Here is a 14292-nt window from a genome sequence, read left to right as displayed (position 1 = left end):
GGGCCGGCCTCGGACGCCCCCTGCGGCCGCTATCCGGCGGCCGCGCTCGCCGCTCCGCCCGAGGTTCCGTCTTCGGGTCCGCTTCCGTCGTCGGGTCCGTCTGCGGGTCCGTCCGCGGTTCCGTCTCCGGCTCGGTCTCCGGTTCGGTCTCCGCCGAGCAGCTCGCGCAGGGCCCCCTCCTCCTCGGCGCTCAGGCCGGTCACGAAGTGCCGGAGCGCCGCGATCGGATCCGGGTCCCGGTCCAGGGCCTCGTGCATCACCGCGGCGGTCATCTCGGCGGCCTTCCTCGCCGCCCGGTACGCGCCGCGCCGCCCGTCGGCGTCGCGCCGCACCAGCCCCTTGTCGTACAGGCGGGTGAGGATGGTGTGCACCGTGTTGTACGCGAGTCCGCCGCCGATCCCCTGCTGGATCTCCGCAGGGGTCAGCGGTCGCTCGGTGGCCCAGAGGACGGCCAGCACCTCACTCTCCAGCTCCCCGGCGCCGCGCCGCTCCGCCCTGCCGCGGGACCCTGTGCCAGCCATACTCCAACCTTACAGCGCGTAGGGCCGTCGGCCGGATGGCCCTGTTCGCCGGGCCGCCGCGGGGCGGGCGGCGCTAGTTTGGCCGTGATGTCCGAAGGGGTGGTCATGGCCGGCAGCGCGCACGCGACACTCGATGCGGTGAGCCGCGAGGGCGCGCGCCGCACGTCCGCCGGTTCCGCTCGCGCCTCCCGGCCGGCGGCGGCCGTCGCCGCGCTCTTCACCCTCGCCCAACTCGTCCTCGTGGGGCCGGGCCTGGGGCTCGGCTGGGACGAGACGGTGTACGTCAGCCAGGTCAGCGGACACGCGCCCGCCTCCTTCTTCAGCGCACCCCGCGCGCGGGGCGTCTCCCTGCTGGTCGCGCCGGTCGCGGCCTGGTCGTCGTCCACCGTCCTGCTGCGGGTCTACCTCGCCGTCCTCTCCGGCCTCGCCCTGTTCCTGGCGCTGCGCGCCTGGCGCGGACTCCTCCACGGCCGTGTACTCGCCCTCGCCGGCGCCCTGTTCGCCTCCCTGTGGGTGACCCTGTTCTACGGCCCGCAGGCCATGCCCAACTACTGGGTCGCCGTGGCCGCCCTGGCCGCGGCCGGCTGCTTCCTGCGCGCCCCCGCCGAGCGGACCGCGCTGTGGGGTCTGGCGGGCAACGCGGTGCTCATGGCGTGGATGCGGCCGGTGGACGCGGTGTGGGCGACCCTGCCCCTGCTCGCCGTCGGCCTGACCCGCCGCCACCGGCGGGCGCTGCTCGTTCTGCTCGCCGGGCTCGCGGCCGGCGCCGCGGAGTGGGTGATCGAGGCGTACACGAGCTACGGCGGCCTGGCGCGCCGGCTGTCCGACGGTTCGCAGATCCAGGGCGGCCTCGGCTGGCACCTCGCCGTCGTGGACCAGCTGCGCAGCCTGGGCGGGCGCACGCTCTGCCGGCCGTGCACCGGCGCCCTGCCGCACCCCCTGCTCACCCTCTGGTGGTTCGCGCTGCCCCTGCTCGCCGTGCTCGCCCTCGCGGTCGCCGCCCGCGCCCGGCGTACGGCGTCCACGGCACTGCCGCTCGCCTGCGCGGCGACCGCCGCGTTCCCCTACCTCTTCCTGATCGGCTACGCGGCGCCCCGCTTCCTCCTCCCCGCCTACGCCCTCCTCGCGATCCCCGCCGCCACCACCCTCACCCACCTGCTGACCCCTTCCTCCTCCCGGCCCCGAGGCCGGGCCACGCCCCCGACCCGCGGCCGGACCCCGTGGTGGCGCCGCCGACCGGCTCGGCGCCCGGACCCGAGCGGGGGCGGCCGTCTCCCCAGCGGTCCGGACCGGGGCTCCCGCCGACGCCCGTCCCGGCCCCCGACCACGACCGCGGCCCGGCCCCCGGCCTCCTCCCCGCTGCCCACAGCTGCCATCCGGCCCCCGCTCCCCGCAGCCGCGACCCGAATCCCGGCCTCACCCCCGGCCACCCCGCCCCCGTCCCGGCACCCGCTCGTCACCGTGCTGGTCTGTGCCGCGCTCGTCGCTCACTTCGCGGTGCAGCTCGCCGTGCTCGTGCACACGGTGGGCAAGACCGCCGCGGCCCACCGGGAGTGGGCCCGTACCGCGGTCGAGCTGGGGCGGCGCGGGGTCCGGCCGCCCTGTCTGGTGACCGGGCACGAGGCCATTCCGGTCGCCTTCGCCGCCGGGTGCTCCTCGGGCGCGACGGCCGGGCCCAACGCGAACACCACCGAGGACGGCATCACCCGGACCAGCCGGCGGATGCCGGTCGCCACGCTGGTGCCGGCCGGGTCCGCGCCGCCCGGCTACGCCCGCGACTGGCCGTCCGCAGCCGTCGGCGCGGTCCGCCTCTACTACGTCCTCCCGGGCGCCGGCCCATGACGGCCCCCGGCCGGACCCAGCCGGCGGGTGGGGGGACGGTGAGTGCCGGTGTTCCGGGAAGCTCTGTGAGACCGGGGAGTTTCCCGGGCGCCCGGGGCAGGTAGGACACGGGTACTGCCGGCTGACACAGGAGGGGGAGTCATGCGGGGGAACGACAGCGCGGGCCTGCCGAGCGCGGCCTTCTTCACACCGGGGTCGTCGTCCTTCACCGAGTTCCTGGCCGCGCACCGCCCCCGGCTGCTGCCCACCGCGCCGCCGCTGCCGCCCGGCACCCGGATGGCGCCCGGCCGGTTCCCGCACGGCACCACCGTGCTCGCCCTGACCTACCGCGACGGCGTGCTGATCGCCGGCGACCGCCGGGCCACCATGGGCAACCTCATCGCACAGCGCGACCTGGAGAAGGTGCACCCCGCCGACGACCACACGGCCGTCGCCTTCGCCGGCACCGTCGGCCTCGCCCTGGACATGGTGCGGCTTTACCAGGTGGAACTGGCCCACTTCGAGAAGATCGAGGGCGTTCCGATGACCCTCGGCGCCAAGGCGACCCGCCTCGCGGCCATGATCCGGCAGAACCTGGCCCAGGCCATGCAGGGACTCGCCGTCGTCCCGCTGCTCGTCGGCTACGACCTCACCGCGCCCGGCGGCGGCCGAGGCCGCATCTTCAGCTTCGACGCGGCCGGCGGGCTCTACGAGAAGCAGCGGTTCCACGCCGAGGGCAGCGGCTCGCCGTACGCCCGGGGCGCCCTGAAGAAACTGCACCGGCCGGACCTGACCCGCCGGGAGGCGGCCCTCGTCGCGCTCCAGGCGCTGTACGACGCGGCGGACGACGACTCGGCCACCGGCGGCCCGGACCTCGGCCGCCGGATCTTCCCCGTCGTCTCGGTCATCACCGAGGACGGCTTCGAGCGGTTGCCGGAGACGGAGACGGAGCAACTCAGCCGGGACACGGTCCGGCAGCGCACCGACCGCCCGGACGGCCCGCACGCCACCCTCTGACCACCCCACCCGCCCCCGCTCCGACCGCCCCACCCCGGCTCCGAGCGCCCCACCCCCGGCTTTCCCTCCCCATGGGGAAGGCCTGCCGAGCCCTTTACTGCACATGGGTTGCAGCTACGGATGGAGGGCACAAGGCTGTGGACGGCCGCCCCTGATCCCGCTCCGCCCCTCCCCGCCCGGGCCGGCATCCCTCACCGCCGGGCCCGGCACCGCGTCCGAGGCTCCCGACGCGGCAGGAGTGGATCAGGGTCGGCGGGACGGCCGGCGCGGTGCTCGAACGAGCGCCGCCGGCCGGCCTGTCCGGGCGTCGGCGGCGTCGTCGACCCGGCCTGGGTCAACCCAGAGGGTCAACCCAGGGGGTCAACCCAGGGGGTTAACGGCCCGGCCACGGGAAACGCGGACCAGGACCGTCCGCGAACCCGAAGGAGGCGACCATGAGCGACCAGCAGTCCGAGCAGACCCCGATGGCCGACGACGCCTACCAGCCCACCGGCAGCAACGAGGAACAGGAGGACGCCGGTCCCCTCGACCTGCAGGACGCGGTCGGTGAACGCACCTACGACGACATCCTCGACGAGGGATACTCCCCGCCCGAACGCCCCCTCGGCGTCACCCGGCACGGCACCACCGCCGCCGAGCAGCACGAGGGGGAGACCCTGGACGAACGGCTCGGCCAGGAGGTCCCCGACGTGACCCCGCCGGCCGGCGACGAGATCGGCGACCTGCCCGGCGGCGAGGGCGAACCGGTCGACCCGGAGGCGGGCGAGAGCCGCGCCGGCCGCCTGGTCGCCCCCGACGAGGGCGCCCACACCGACACCACCAAGGAGGAGGTCGCCCAGGACGTCGGCATCGACGGCGGAGCAGCCGGCGCGGAGGAGGCCGCCGTGCATGTGATCCCGGACGGGACCGGACTGCCGGAGTGAGCGCACACGGCACCGGCCGGGCGTGCGCACGCCCGGCCGGTGCCCCCGTTGGTGTCCCTGAACTTCCCCGGACCGCCCTAGGGCAGCAGCTTCTCGATGGCTGCCGGGCCCTCCGACTCCAGCTTGCGACGCGCCCAGTCGAGGGTCTTCGGTGTGACGTCCCTGCCCGCCGCCATCACCAGGTCCTCAGGGGTGACGTCCCTGGGGGGCGCGGAGTGGAGCAGGGCGTCCGGGGTGCAGACGTCGTCCGACGAACGGGACTCTTCGGGTGTGGATGTCGACATGATGCCTCCTCCTCGGTCCGGATGACCGCATCCGTGCCGGTGCCTGTCGAACGGGGCACACTCTCACCATTCCCCTCCCCGGCGGACCCTGCATCTCCAGGCGCGTCGGGAACGGGTGAGGAGCGCGTTCCCCCACCACACGGAATCACTCGCTCCTCTTAAGCTGGAAACCACGCGCACCAGCAGCACACCGGACCGCACCGCACACCGCACCCCACCGCACCGCTCACGGGGAGGCCGCCGATGGCCGAGACCGCGTATCCCGAGGACACCACCCGCAGCCCCGGTTACCTGCCCATCGCCGAGCACGGGCTCATCGGCGACCTGCGCACGGTGGCCCTGGTCGGCAGCAACGGCACGATCGACTGGTACTGCTGCCCCTCCTTCGACTCCCCGAGCGTCTTCGCGGCCGTCCTCGACGCCGAACGCGGCGGCTGTTTCGAGCTGGCCGCCGCCGTACCGGCCCGCACCAAGCAGTTCTACTTCCCCGACACCAACGTGCTGATCACCCGGTTCTTCACCGAGGACGGCGTCGGCGAGGTGCAGGACTTCATGCCGGTCGCCGACGACACCCGCGCCGAGGCGGGCCGGCACCGGCTGATCCGGCGCGTGGTGTGCGTCCGCGGCACCGTCCCGTTCCGCGTCCTGGTCGCGCCCCGCTTCGACTACGGTGCCGCCCCGCACACCCTGAGCGCCCTGGACGGCATGGTGGTGTTCGAGTCCCCCGCCCAGTCGCTGGCGCTCACCTCCACCGTGGCCCTGGAGTGCGACGCACGCGACGCCCGTGCCGACTTCAAACTCGGCGAGGGCGAGTCCGCGGTGTTCGCCCTCGACCAGGTCACCGGCCAGGTGACCCCGCGCGGCTGCGCCCACGCCGAGGCGGAGCACCAGTTCAGCGCCACGGTCGCCTACTGGCGGCGCTGGCTGCACCAGTCCCGCTACCGGGGCCGCTGGCGCGAGATGGTGCACCGCTCCGCGCTCACCCTGAAGCTCCTCACCTACGCCCCCACCGGCGCCATCGTCGCCGCCCCCACCACCAGCCTGCCCGAGCAGCTCGGCGGCGAACGGAACTGGGACTACCGGTACGTGTGGGTGCGCGACGCCGCCTTCGCCGTGTACGCGCTGCTGCGGCTCGGCTTCAGCGGGGAGGCCGAGGCGTTCATGGGGTTCGTCACCACGCACGTCAGCCCCGGCTGCGGCGACGGCTCCGGCCCGCTGCAGATCATGTACGGCATCGACGGCCGCACCGACCTGCCCGAACGCGAACTGCCGCACCTGTCCGGCCACCAGGGCTCGGCCCCCGTCCGGGTCGGCAACGCCGCCGCCGGCCAGCTCCAGCTCGACATCTACGGCGCCCTGATCGACTCCATCTACCTCTACGACAAGTGGGCCCAGCCCATCTCCAGCGGCCAGTGGGACGACGTCTGCCACCTGGTGGACTGGGTGTGCGACCACTGGGACCAGCCCGACGAGGGCGTGTGGGAGACCCGCGGCGGACGCAAGGACTTCCTGTACTCGCGACTGATGTGCTGGGTGGCGATCGAGCGGGCCATCCGCCTCGCCACCCACCGCGGGCTGCCCGCCGACCACCGGCGCTGGCGCCAGGCCCGGGACGCCATCTACCGGCGGATCATGGACCGCGGCTGGTCGGAGCGCCGGCGCGCCTTCGTGCAGTACGAGGGCGGGGACGTCCTGGACGCCTCCCTGCTGATGATGCCGCTCGCCAAGTTCATCGCCCCCACCGACCCCAAGTGGCTGTCCACCCTGGACGCCCTCACCGAGGACCTCGTCTCCGACTCGCTCGTCTACCGCTACGACCCGCAGGCCAGCCCCGACGGACTCCGCGGCGACGAGGGCACCTTCTCCATCTGCTCGTTCTGGTACGTCGAGGCGCTCGTCCGGGCCGGCCGGCTCGACGAGGCCCGGCTGGCCTTCGAGAAGATGCTCACTTACGCCAACCACCTCGGCCTGTACGCCGAGGAGATCGGCCGCACCGGCGAGCAGCAGGGCAACTTCCCGCAGGCGTTCACCCATCTCTCCCTCATCAGCGCCGCCTTCAACCTGGACCGCGCCCTCGGCTGACCCCCGCCGTCCCCGGGCCCGGTGATGATCTGTCACCGCAGTCTCACAGACCGTCCGCGCCCCACAACCACCCCCGCTCCCTCCGGCACCCAGGGCCCCGGCACCGCCCCGCAGTGGTGGTCGCAGAACTCCCCGCACGTCCCCGGCACGGCGGAGGCCGACGACGCCTGGGGCGCCCAGGTCCGCCTCGCCGACACCGACGGCGACGGCCGCGCCGAACTCATCGCCGCGGCACCCGGCGAGAACGCGGGCGACGGCGCGCTGTGGTTGCTCCCCGCGAGCCGGACCGGACTGCTCGCCGACGGCTCCTGGTCCTACGGCGCCGCCTCCCTCGGCGCCCCCGTCCACGGCGCCCGCTTCGGCGCCGTGCTCGACGAGTAGGAACGGCCACCCGATCGGGCGGTGTGTCCGCAGGTCGCACGGGTACCCGGGGCGTCGACAAGCGGAACCGACACAGGGTCCACAGAAGGAGGACACCCCGGATGACCAGCACCAGCGAGACCGGCGACGTCACCGGCACCCGTGACAAGGACTACAACCTCATCTGGTACGTCGAGGCGTGCCTGAGTAACGCCCTGCGCCTGGAGCAGTACATCCAGGACGCCGAGCGCGACAAGGACAACGAGGTCGTCGAGCTGTTCCGCAAGGCCCAGGCCGACAGCCGCAAGGGCGCCGAAATGGGCAAGCAGCTGCTGCGCTCCCGGCTCGACGGCGGCTGACCGCCGCGCCGCTCAGGCGAACCGGGAACCGGGAACGGGCCCGGCGGACCGCACTCGCGCCCGGTCGCCGCGCAGCCACGTGCCGGCCACGGCCGTGGCGAACGCGGTGAACCCGGCGTCGCCGTCCGCCGGGCCGTCGCCGTTCCCGTCGCCCTCGCCGTCCTCGGCGGCGGCCGGGTCCGCACCGGTGACCTCGGCGGCGATCTCCGCCTCCGGCCGGTCGTCCGCCGGCCCCCGTTCGAGCCGCCCGTCGGCGCCCGCCCGCAGCTGCTCGCCCCACGGTGCCACCACCGACTGGTGCAGCAGGGCGGCGCTGTCCGGGGTGACCGCGGGAGGGTCCGTCCAGCAGCACGCGTGCGCGTGCAGCACCTGCCCGGGCGCCCGGTCGAACAGCTCCCCGATCAGCTCCGGCCCGCCGTCGTGCGCCGCGAGCCCGTCCAGGTCGTACGCCACGACGACCGTGTCCGCCCGTCCCGGCGCGAACGGCTCGGCCGGCAGGTCCAGTACCTCCGCCGCGGCGAGACCGAGGATCCGCGAGTCCCGGTCCGGCAGCAGCGACACCGACCGCGGCCGCGCCCCGGTGGCGGACAGCAGCGTCCGCAGCCGCAGCAGACCCCGCAGGCACAGGTCCGGGCTGTCCTGCAGCCAGGCGTAACGGCCGTTCATCCCGGCGTCGAAGCCGTACGGCGACAGCGTGCCGAGGACCGTCCCGCCCATCACGTACTGCCAGCCCCGCAGATCCGCCGCGTCGAGCGGGCCCGCCCGCCCGGCGTCCGCTGCCCGCGCCAGCATGCGGTTCTGCCGCTCCCGTGCGGGCCGCCACCGCGCGTCCTCCGGATCGGACAGCAGCGCGTGCCGGCGCCGGGCCAGCTCCAGGTCGCCCGCCAGCACGGCGTTGAACACCAGCAGATAGCGGTCCGGCCAGTCGGCCAGGCGGTCCTCGTGCCGGACGAGTTCGGCCACCGCCTCCCGGTGCCGGCCCTCGTCCTCGTACGCCGACACCAGCTCCCGCAGCACGGGCAGGGCCCCGCCGCTGCGGCGCAGCGCCTCCCGCAGCGCGGGAATCGCCAGGTCCGGCACCCCGCGCTCCACGCACGCGTACCCGAAGTCGTACAGCGCCCGCGCGTCCTCGGGAGCGGCGGCCAGGGCGGCCGAGGCGTCGGCGAGGTCGGTGAAGCCGGCCTCGCCGGCCGCCCGCCCCACCACCAGGGCCACCTCGGCGAGCGGCGGGCCCTCCCCGGCGGCCCGGACCTGCCGCAGGGCACCGGGCACGTCCCCGGCGTCCAGGGCTTCCCAGGCGGCGAGCAGAGCGGGGGAGGAGGGGCGACGCGTGCGGCGGTTCCTGCGCGAGAACATGCCGGAGATCATCACCCGCCGCACACAGCGCCCTCAAGGGAATTCCCCGGCGCCCCGAACGCTCAGGGCAGCGGCTGCTCCGCCCAGATCACCTTGCCGTGCGGGGTGTAGCGGGTGCCCCAGCGGTCGGCGAGCTGCGCCACCAGGAACAGGCCCCGGCCGCCCTCGTCGGTGCTCGCCGCGTACCGCAGGTGCGGCGAGGTCGTGCTGCTGTCGGAGACCTCGCAGATCAGCGTGCGGTCGCGCAGCAGCCGCACCTCGATCGGGCCGCGCCCGTAGCGGATGGCGTTGGTGACCAGCTCGCTCAGGACCAGCTCCGTCGTGAACGCCAGCTCCTCCAGACCCCAGTCGGCCAGCCGCCGGGTCACCGAGGCCCGCACCTGCGACACGGCCGCCGGATCGGTGGGCACCTGCCACTGCGCGACCCGGTCGCCGCCCAGCACCCGGGTGCGGGCGACGATCAGCGCCACGTCGTCGCTCGGCCGGGCCGGCAGCCGGTCCAGCACGGTACGGCAGGTGTCCTCCGGGGAGTCACCCGGCGTCCGGAGCAGGGAGTCCCGCAGCAGACCGAGCCCCTCGTCGATGTCCCGCTCCCGGTCCTCCACCAGCCCGTCGGTGTACAGCACCAGCCGGCTGCCCTCCGCCAGCTCCAGCTCCGCCGTCTCGAACGGCAGCCCGCCCAGGCCCAGCGGCGGTCCCGCGGGCAGGTCGGCGAACTCCACGGTGCCGTCCGGGTGCACCAGCGCGGGCGGCGGATGGCCGGCCCGGGCCATGACGCACCGCCGGGACACCGGGTCGTAGATCGCGTACAGGCAGGTCGCGCCCGTCACCACGGCACCGCCCGACGCCGGGGTCTCGTCCTGGTCGATCCGGCCGACCAGCTCGTCCAGCAGGCCGAGGAGTTCGTCCGGGGGCAGATCGAGGGAGGAGAAGTTGTGCACGGCCGTACGCAGCCGGCCCATGGTCGCCGCCGCGTGCAGCCCGTGCCCCACCACGTCCCCGACGACCAGCGCCACCCGGGCCCCGGACAGCGGCAGCACGTCGAACCAGTCGCCGCCCACCCCCGCCTGCGCCGGCAGGTACCGGTAGGCGATGTCCAGGGCACCCTGCTCGGGCAGGGACCGCGGCAGCAGGCTGCGCTGCAGGGTGACCGCCATGCTGTGCTCGCGGGTGTACCGGCGGGCGTTGTCGATCGACACCGCCGCCCGCGTCACCAGCTCCTCCGCGAGGGCCAGTTCCTCGGCGTCGAACGGCTGCGGCTTCTCCGCCCGCCAGAAGTTCGCGACACCCAGCACCAGACTGCCCGCCCGCAGCGGCACGGTGATCAGCGAGTGGATGCCGTACGCCAGGACCTCGTCGGTGCGCTCCAGGTCCTGCGCCCGCCAGCCCCGCTCCCCGCGCAGCCGCTCCACCACGACCGACTGCCCCGTGGTCAGGGCGCGGGTCTGCGGCGAGGTGGCCACGAACCGGATCCGCTCGCCGACCGGGTACAGCGGGGCCTCCTTGCGGACGCCGGCGCAGGCCGCGCGGCGCAGCGCCGTCCCCGGCCGCGGTTCCTCCCCGCTCAGCACCGCGTCGAACAGGTCCACCGTCGCGAAGTCCGCGAACCGGGGCACCGCCAGCCCGGCCAGCTCCTCCGCCGTCCGCGTCACGTCCAGGCTGGTGCCGATACCCACCCCGGCGTCGTACAGCATGTTCAGCCGCTCCCGCGCCACCTCCGCGCGGCCCGACAGGGCCCGCAGCTCGGTGGAGTCGCGCAGCGTGGTGACGCTGCCGGGCGGGCCGCCGCGCAGATCGGTGGGCCGCTGGTTGATCGCCAGCAGGCGGTCCTTGACCAGGTGCACCTCGTCCGTGGCGACCCGGCCCGAGGCCAGCAGCGCCGCCGTGTCGTCGTCCAGGCCCAGCTCCCGCACATGCCGCCGCTCGGCGTCGGCGGGCAGGTCCAGCAGCCGGTGCGCCTCGTCGTTGGCGAGCAGCAGCCGGCCGTCCCCGCCGACGATCAGCACACCCTCCCGGACCGCGTGCAGCACGGCGTCGTGGTGCTCGTACATCCGGGTCATCTCGTACGGGCCCAGGCCGCGTGTCTGGCGCAGCAGCCGCCTGCTGACCAGGGCCGTGCCCGCGGTGGCCAGCACGAGTGCGGCGGCCGCCGCGGCCAGCAGCAGCGGCAGTTGCTGGTCGGCGGCCCCGCCCACGTGCGCGGTGGTGATCCCGGCCGCCACCAGGCCCACCACGGTGCCGTCGCGGTCCTTCACCGGCACCACGACCTGCACCAGCGGCCCGAGGGTGCCGGTGATGTGCTCGGTGACCGTGCCGCCGGCCAGCGCCGGGGCGATCGTGCCGACGAACTTCTTGCCGATGCGGTCGGCCCTGGGGTGCGTGTAGCGGACGCCGTCGGTGTTCATCACGACGATGAAGTCCACGCCGGTCGCCCGGCGGGCCGCCTCCGCACGGGGCTGCAGTACGGCCGTGGGGTCGGGGGAGCGCAGCGCGGCGGCCGTGCCGGGCGCGTTGGCGAACGTCTCGGCCACGGCGAGGGAACGGTTCGTCGCCTCCACGTCGCTGTCGTGCCGCACCTGGAGGACCTGGGCCACCACCGCCGCGACGACCAGCAGCAGCACGATCACCACCTGCAGGAGGAACACCTGACCGGCCACGCTGCGCCCGGTCACCGCCGAGCGCAGCACCCCCGGCCGGCTGCCGCCCGCACCGTCTGCCCGCGGCGGTGGGCTGTGCGGTGCGCGCGGGTGCCCGAGAGAACGGGGCGGCCGGGTCGCGGGCCGGCCGGGCAGTCGCACCATGTGCCCATGTCTACACTGCCCGGCGCCGTCAGGCGAGACCGTCACCCAAGGCGCCGTTCGACTGGAGACGGGGCGGCGGTCCTTGCGGTGCGCGGCGGGACGGCGCGGTCCCGTCCGGCCGGCGCAGCCGCTCGGTCATCCGCCGGGGGAGACGGCCGGGCGGCGGGCGGCGAGGAGGAGGGCGACGTCGTCGGGGCGGTCGGTGGCGTGCCGGGCGGTCGCGGTGAGCCGGTCGGCGACCCCGGACAGGGACCGTCCGGCGCCCCGGCCCGCCGCGGCGCCGGCCTCGGCGAGGGCCAGCCGCAGCGCCGTGATGCCGTCGTCGATGTCGGCGCCGGGCCGCTCCACCAGGCCGTCGGTGTACAGCGCGAGGATCGCCTCCGGTTCGAGGAGCAGCTCCGTCACCGGGTACCGGGCCTGCGGATCCACTCCGAGGACGACACCGCCGGGGACGTCCAGCAGCCGGGTGCGGCCGTCGGGGCAGCGCAGCAGCGGCGGCGGATGGCCCGCCCGGGCGATCCGGGCGCGGCCGGTCACGGGGTCCAGGCGCAGGTAGCAGCAGCTGGCGAACTGGCCTGGGTCCAGGTCGATCAGAAGGTGGTTCGTGCCGCTCAGCACCTCGTCCGGCGGCCGGTCGCCCAGCGCGAACGCGCGGACCGCGCTGCGCAGCTGGCCCATGGTGGCCGCCGCCTGCACCCCGTGCCCCTGCACATCGCCGATGACCAGCGCGAGCCCGTCCCCGGCCTCCACCACGTCGTACCAGTCACCGCCCACGTCCATGCCCTGGGTGCCCGGCAGATAGCGCCCCGCGGTCTCCACCCGGGGATGGGCGGACAGCCGGCGCGGCAGCAGCGCCTGCTGCAGACCGCGGGCGAGGGCCGCCTCGTCGTCGTAGCGGCGGGCCCGCTCCAGCGCGTGCGCGATCAGCCCGGCGAGCGCGGTGAGGACCGTACGCTCCTCCGTGCTGAAGTCGCGGGAGCCGTCGAAGCCGAGGATGCAGGAGCCGACCGGCCGGCCTGAGGCGATCAGCGGAAGGAAGGCCCGCGCCCCCTCGACCGCGTCGAGGGCGATCCCCGGGTAGCCCGCCGCGATCTGCTCCATCGACTCGAAGAACAGCGGCCGGCCGGTGGTCAGGGTCTCCACCCCGGGCAGGTGGGCGTCGAGGCCGACGCCTTCGAACGAGGCGAGGAAGCCCTGCGGGAACCCCGTCTCCCAGGCCAGGTAGAGGTGCCGGTCCTGGAGCAGGTAGATGGCCAGGCGCCGCCCTCCGAACGCGGGCAGCAGCTCCTGCATGACCACCTCCGACACCTGCCGGGCCGTCACCGCGTCCGTCAGCGCGATGGCCAGCGCGATCGGCCGGTACAGCGGCGCCATCGCGTGACCGCGCGCCGCCGAGTCCTCGGAGGGGTGCGGGTCGGGGGCCGGTCGCCCGGTGGCGTCCATCCGGGTGGCCGGGGCGAGCGTGCAGGTCAGCAGGTCCGTACCGGGGTGCACGGAGACGGCCAGCCAGTCGCCCTCGCCCTCGCCGGTGCCGTCCTGCTCGTCGGCGGGCCGCAGGGCGTGGAAGTGCACCGGTTCCGGGGACAGCAGGGCACCCCGCAGATGGTCGTCGTACGGCGGTCCGGTCAGCCAGGGCAGCGCGTCCCACAGCGCCCGCCCGAGCAGCGCCCGGACGGGCCGGCCCGCGAGCCGGGCCGCCGCCGGGTTGGCGTACACGATCAGCCCCAGCCGGTCCAGGCAGAACACGCCCTCCGGCAGCAGATCGGCGGCGCCGTCCCCGGCGGCGGACGTACCGGGGTCGAACACCATTCCGAGGACCGCCGGCCCGGCCGTCTCGGCGTCGCCCGGCCACAGGTCCAGCAGCCGCGGTGTGCCGTCCCGGGCGCGCAGGCTCAGGGGCGCGCCCGGGGGCTTCCCGGCGCCGGCGTCACGCAGCGCGGCCAGGATCCGGTGGGCGTCGGCCGGGGCCACGGCGTCCGCGAGCGCCGCCGCCGTCCCCGTGAACTCGCCGGGGCCGAGCCCGAGGAGGGCGTGCAGCCGGTCGTCCGCGTGTACGGCGGACGTCGCCGGGTCCCAGCTGAACCGTCCTACGGCGGCCCGCGCGGACCCGCTGACGGGCGGCCGCAGGCACAACGGCTCCCCGTCCCAGGACACCGCGTTCGTGTCCCCGCCGGCCAGCCCGAGCAGCTCGGTGCCCAGGCGCTCGGCCAGCCGGACGAGCACATCGCGGTCGAACAGCTCGTCCACGGTGTCCGACACTGCCGGGTGGAGCACGGTGAGCACCCCGAGCGGCTCGGTCCCGCCCGGCACCGGCAGGTACACGGACCCGAACGGGAAGGGCAGGCCGGCCGCGAACTGCGGGTACCGGCGCATGGTCTCCGTGGCGTTCGGGAGGACCACCGGGACACCGAGCCGGTAGGCGTCGGCGACCGGGAACGGCCGGTCGACGTGCAGCCGCCACCAGGGCCGGAACAGCGGCCCGGGCAGTCCCACCAGCACCGACAGCCTGAGCAGCCCCGGCACCCCGGACCGCAGGTACACCCCCGCCCCCCGCCCTCCGGCCGCGGTCAGCGCCTCGGTCGAGGCGTCGGCCAGCAACGCGGTCAGCCGGGCCCGCCCCCGGACCGCCTCCTCGTCGCTCCCAGCCATCGGCCCTACCTCGTCCCGTGCGCCTCCGGGTGGATGACACAGCAAGAATGCGCCACGAGACACACGGAACGCACGTGGGCGGGAGGGGAGAGCGGAGAGAAGCGGAGGAGAGGGGGGAG

General features: G+C 75.3%; 10 protein-coding genes and 1 pseudogene. 6 read left to right on the top strand and 5 right to left on the bottom strand.

The features are described 5' to 3' along the window. Positions 1-29: 29 nt before the first annotated feature. Complete coding sequence (locus tag IEZ20_RS22675; protein ID WP_189301599.1) at positions 30-521, bottom strand: BlaI/MecI/CopY family transcriptional regulator; 492 nt, start codon at positions 519-521, stop codon at positions 30-32. Between the two features lie 105 nt (positions 522-626). Between IEZ20_RS22675 and IEZ20_RS22670 the strand changes: the two genes are divergently transcribed. The 3 genes from IEZ20_RS22670 (at position 627) to IEZ20_RS22660 (ending at position 4282) form a co-directional block, all read left to right on the top strand. Next, complete coding sequence (locus IEZ20_RS22670; RefSeq protein ID WP_189301735.1) at positions 627-2363, top strand: hypothetical protein; 1737 nt, start codon at positions 627-629, stop codon at positions 2361-2363. 141 nt (positions 2364-2504) lie between these two features. Continuing rightward, the gene (prcB, locus tag IEZ20_RS22665) at positions 2505-3359 is read left to right on the top strand and encodes a proteasome subunit beta (protein ID WP_189301597.1); all 855 of its coding nucleotides are present in this window, start codon (positions 2505-2507) and stop codon (positions 3357-3359) included. Between the two features lie 434 nt (positions 3360-3793). Continuing rightward, complete coding sequence (locus tag IEZ20_RS22660; protein WP_189301595.1) at positions 3794-4282, top strand: DUF5709 domain-containing protein; 489 nt, start codon at positions 3794-3796, stop codon at positions 4280-4282. 77 nt (positions 4283-4359) lie between these two features. Here IEZ20_RS22660 and IEZ20_RS22655 read toward each other — a convergent pair whose 3' ends face one another. After that, positions 4360-4566: a hypothetical protein gene (locus tag IEZ20_RS22655; RefSeq protein ID WP_189301594.1), complete on the bottom strand. Its 207-nt coding sequence runs from the start codon at positions 4564-4566 to the stop codon at positions 4360-4362. Positions 4567-4809: 243 nt separating this feature from the next. Between IEZ20_RS22655 and IEZ20_RS22650 the strand changes: the two genes are divergently transcribed. From IEZ20_RS22650 to IEZ20_RS22640, 3 genes and pseudogenes are all read left to right on the top strand, one after another. Then, entirely contained in the window at positions 4810-6648 is a 1839-nt protein-coding gene (locus tag IEZ20_RS22650; RefSeq protein WP_189301592.1) for a glycoside hydrolase family 15 protein, read from the top strand. 117 nt (positions 6649-6765) lie between these two features. Then, a pseudogene (locus tag IEZ20_RS22645) lies at positions 6766-7029 on the top strand (FG-GAP repeat protein); the annotation flags it as partial. 101 nt (positions 7030-7130) lie between these two features. Next, entirely contained in the window at positions 7131-7367 is a 237-nt protein-coding gene (locus tag IEZ20_RS22640) for a hypothetical protein (protein ID WP_189301589.1), read from the top strand. A 12-nt stretch (positions 7368-7379) separates the two neighbouring features. On the opposite strand, the gene IEZ20_RS22635 is transcribed toward IEZ20_RS22640, so the two are convergent. From IEZ20_RS22635 to IEZ20_RS22625, 3 genes are all read right to left on the bottom strand, one after another. Beyond that, entirely contained in the window at positions 7380-8723 is a 1344-nt protein-coding gene (locus tag IEZ20_RS22635) for a tetratricopeptide repeat protein (protein WP_189301587.1), read from the bottom strand. Positions 8724-8785: 62 nt separating this feature from the next. After that, positions 8786-11524: a SpoIIE family protein phosphatase gene (locus IEZ20_RS22630; protein ID WP_229896203.1), complete on the bottom strand. Its 2739-nt coding sequence runs from the start codon at positions 11522-11524 to the stop codon at positions 8786-8788. Positions 11525-11659: 135 nt separating this feature from the next. Further along, a complete protein-coding gene (locus IEZ20_RS22625) occupies positions 11660-14173 on the bottom strand; it encodes a SpoIIE family protein phosphatase (RefSeq protein WP_189301585.1) in 2514 nt (837 codons plus the stop codon). Between the last annotated feature and the right edge of the window lie 119 nt (positions 14174-14292).

Origin of the sequence: Streptomyces cinerochromogenes, from assembly GCF_014648635.1 — a bacterium.
Taxonomy (GTDB): Bacteria; Actinomycetota; Actinomycetes; order Streptomycetales; family Streptomycetaceae; genus Streptomyces; species Streptomyces cinerochromogenes.
This window is presented reverse-complemented; position numbering and strand designations above follow the sequence as displayed.